The organism is Streptomyces thermospinosisporus, from assembly GCF_039526425.1.
In the GTDB taxonomy this organism is placed as follows: domain Bacteria; phylum Actinomycetota; class Actinomycetes; order Streptomycetales; family Streptomycetaceae; genus Streptomyces; species Streptomyces thermocarboxydovorans.
On record NZ_BAAAIZ010000026.1, the window covers coordinates 1 to 3697 of the forward strand.

General features: G+C 68.1%; 3 protein-coding genes. All 3 read left to right on the top strand.

Annotation, left to right across the window (positions count from 1 at the left end):
• Window positions 1-38 precede the first annotated feature (38 nt).
• Complete coding sequence (gene bldG, locus ABD207_RS10640; protein WP_344011931.1) at window positions 39-380, top strand: anti-sigma factor antagonist BldG; 342 nt, start codon at window positions 39-41, stop codon at window positions 378-380.
• 110 nt (window positions 381-490) lie between these two features.
• Window positions 491-925, top strand: coding sequence for an ATP-binding protein (locus ABD207_RS10645; protein WP_344011932.1), 435 nt, complete (start codon window positions 491-493; stop codon window positions 923-925).
• A gap of 307 nt (window positions 926-1232) precedes the next feature.
• Window positions 1233-3638, top strand: coding sequence for a sodium-translocating pyrophosphatase (locus tag ABD207_RS10650; protein ID WP_344011934.1), 2406 nt, complete (start codon window positions 1233-1235; stop codon window positions 3636-3638).
• Window positions 3639-3697 lie beyond the last annotated feature (59 nt).

Consider the following 3697-nt stretch of genomic DNA (forward strand, 5'->3'; position numbering starts at 1 on the left):
CGAGGGCGACCGCTCGATAGCAAGGTGCTGGAGGATCCGTGGACCTGTCCCTGTCGACCGAGACCATCGGCGATCGCACGATCGTCAGGGTCGGTGGCGAAATCGACGTATATACCGCGCCCAAGCTGCGCGAGCAGCTGGTCGAGCTGGTGAACGACGGCAATTTCCACCTTGTCGTCGACATGGAAGGCGTGGACTTCCTCGACTCCACCGGTCTCGGCGTGCTGGTCGGCGGCCTGAAGCGGGTGCGTGCCCACGAGGGCTCCCTGCGTCTGGTGTGCAACCAGGAGCGCATTCTCAAGATCTTCCGCATTACCGGCCTCACCAAGGTGTTCCCGATCCACTCCTCGGTCGAGGAAGCGGTTGCGGCCACCGACTGACCATCGCGCCCGGGCCGGCGCGCCCGGGCGGGAGAAGCCAAGCAGGCGGGGACCGGGCATGAAGGCGGCCCGGTCTCCCCGCAGCACGCCCGAAGTTGCGAGGGGGATGCATGGCCACCGTTGAACTCCGCTTCAGCGCGCTGCCCGAGCATGTCAGGACCGCCCGGCTGGTGGCGGCGGCAGTGGCGCGCAGGGCCGGAGTGGACGAGGCCGTCCTCGACGAGGTCAGGCTCGCCGTCGGAGAGGCGTGCTCACGGGCCGTCGGACTGCACCAGGCCGGCGGAATCTCGGCACCCGTGAAGGTGCTGCTGATCGAGGAGGAGAAGCAGTTCTCCATCGAGGTCGGCGACGAGGCGCCCCACGCGGTCCCCGGAGGGTCGGGCTCCGCGAGCGGCTCCGGCGGTGACGCGGAGGTCGAGGAGGACCAGATGGGCCTCGCGGTCATCAGCGGCCTCGTCGACGACGTGGAGGTGAGCGCCGGGGAGCACGGCGGTTCGATCCGCATGCGGTGGCCCACCACGCCGCCGCCCACGGAGATCGACTGACCGGGCATTCCCCGGCCGGCCGTCACCCCGCCCGGTTCACCCGAACAGCCAACTCTTCACGAAGGGCCCCACTCGTGGGGCCCTTCGGCATGTGCGGGTGTCATCTCCCGCGCTTACAGTGGTCTCTGTGCGATTGATCGCGTGAATTCATTCACGATCAATCAATCGATAGTGATGAGGTCAAGTAAATGCCTTCGGGGCATTACCAGGCGGGCCATTTACATTTCCTGCGCTCTGTTTTGATCAGGTTCCGGTACCTACAATCCCGTCCACATCTTGAGCTCAGCCCAAGCGTCAAGGAGGACGAATGGCGGGGCTTTCCATCTCACCTCAGTCGGGCCACACCACATCCCTCGCAGCCGCCGTGCTGACCGACGACAACCGCGTTCTCGTGGTGGTCATCGGCGTCGTGGCACTGGCGGCACTGGTGGTCGCGGGCGTCCTGGTGCGCCAGGTACTCGCGGCCGGCGAGGGCACCGACAGCATGAAGAAGATCGCCGCGGCGGTCCAGGAGGGCGCCAATGCCTATCTGGCCCGCCAGCTGCGGACGCTCGGCGTATTCGCCGTGATCGTTTTCTTCCTGCTCATGCTGCTGCCCGCGGACGACTGGAATCAGCGTGCCGGGCGGTCGGTGTTCTTCTTGATCGGAGCGGCGTTCTCGGCGGCCACCGGCTATATCGGCATGTGGCTCGCCGTACGGAGCAATGTGCGTGTCGCCGCGGCGGCTCGTGAGGCGACCCCGGCACCGGGCGAGCCGGAAAAGGATCTCACCGACGTATCCCACAGAGCGATGAAGATCGCTTTCCGTACCGGCGGTGTCGTCGGCATGTTCACCGTCGGTCTCGGCCTGCTGGGCGCCTCCTGCGTGGTGCTGGTGTACGCAGCGGACGCGCCGAAGGTGCTGGAGGGATTCGGTCTCGGGGCCGCGCTGATCGCGATGTTCATGCGTGTCGGCGGCGGCATCTTCACCAAGGCCGCCGACGTCGGCGCCGACCTGGTCGGCAAGGTCGAGCAGGGCATTCCGGAGGACGACCCGCGCAATGCCGCGACCATCGCCGACAACGTGGGCGACAACGTCGGCGACTGCGCGGGCATGGCGGCCGACCTGTTCGAGTCGTACGCCGTGACGCTGGTGGCCGCGCTGATCCTCGGCTCGGCGGCGTTCGGTGACGCAGGACTGGCCCTCCCGCTGCTCGTCCCGGCGATCGGCGTGCTCACCGCGATGATCGGCATCTTCGCGGTGGCCCCGCGGCGCGCCGACCGTAGCGGCATGACCGCGATCAACCGCGGCTTCTTCATCTCCGCGGTGATCTCCCTGGTCCTGGTCGCCATCGCGGTGTTCAGCTATCTGCCGTCCTCGTACGCCGACCTCGACGGCGCCACCGACACGGCGATCCAGGCCAAGGACGGCGACCCGCGCATCCTCGCACTGGTCGCGGTGGCCATCGGCATCGTGCTCGCCGCGCTGATCCAGCAGCTCACCGGCTACTTCACCGAGACCAGCCGGCGCCCGGTCAGGGACATCGGCAAGACCTCGCTCACCGGACCCGCCACCGTCGTCCTCGGCGGCATCTCCGTCGGTCTGGAATCGGCCGTCTACACCGCCCTGTTGATCGGCCTCGGCGTGTACGGGGCGTTCCTGCTCGGCGGTACGTCGATCATGCTGGCGCTGTTCGCGGTGGCACTGGCCGGCACCGGCCTGCTCACCACGGTCGGTGTGATCGTCGCCATGGACACCTTCGGTCCGGTCTCCGACAACGCCCAGGGCATCGCCGAGATGTCCGGCGACGTCGAGGGCGCGGGCGCCCAGGTGCTCACCAACCTGGACGCGGTCGGCAACACCACCAAGGCCATCACCAAGGGCATCGCCATCGCCACGGCCGTGCTCGCGGCGTCGGCGCTCTTCGGCTCGTACCGGGACGCCATCACCACCGGCGCGCGGGACGTGGGGGAGAAGCTCAGCGGTGAGGGCGCGCCCATGACCCTGATGATGGACATCTCGCAGCCCAACAACCTCGTCGGTCTCATCGGGGGCGCGGCGGTCGTCTTCCTCTTCTCGGGGCTGGCGATCAACGCGGTCTCGCGGTCGGCCGGTTCGGTGGTCTTCGAGGTGCGGCGGCAGTTCCGCGAGAAGCCCGGGATCATGGACTACAGCGAGAAGCCGGAGTACGGCAAGGTCGTCGACATCTGCACCAAGGACGCCCTGCGGGAGCTCGCCACGCCCGGTCTGCTCGCCGTGATGGCGCCCGTCTTCATCGGGTTCACCCTCGGTGTCGGCGCGCTCGGCGCGTTCCTCGCGGGCGCGATCGGCGCGGGCACGCTGATGGCGGTGTTCCTCGCCAACTCCGGTGGCGCCTGGGACAACGCCAAGAAGCTCGTCGAGGACGGGCATCACGGCGGCAAGGGCAGCGAGGCCCATGCGGCGACCGTCATCGGCGACACCGTCGGCGACCCCTTCAAGGACACCGCCGGTCCGGCGATCAATCCCCTGCTGAAGGTGATGAACCTGGTGGCGCTGCTCATCGCGCCCGCGGTCATCAACTTCTCCTACGGCGACGACAAGAGCGTCGGCATGCGGGTGCTGATCGCGGTCCTCGCGATCATCGTGATCATCGGCGCGGTCTACATGTCCAAGCGGCGCGGTATCGCCGTGGGTGACGAAGGCAACTCCGAGACGGATCACAAGTCGGCCGATCCCGCGGTGGTTTCGTAGGCAACTGCCGGGAATCGCGGGGAGAGGAGCCCCAGCCGCAGCTCAAGGTGCGGGCGGGG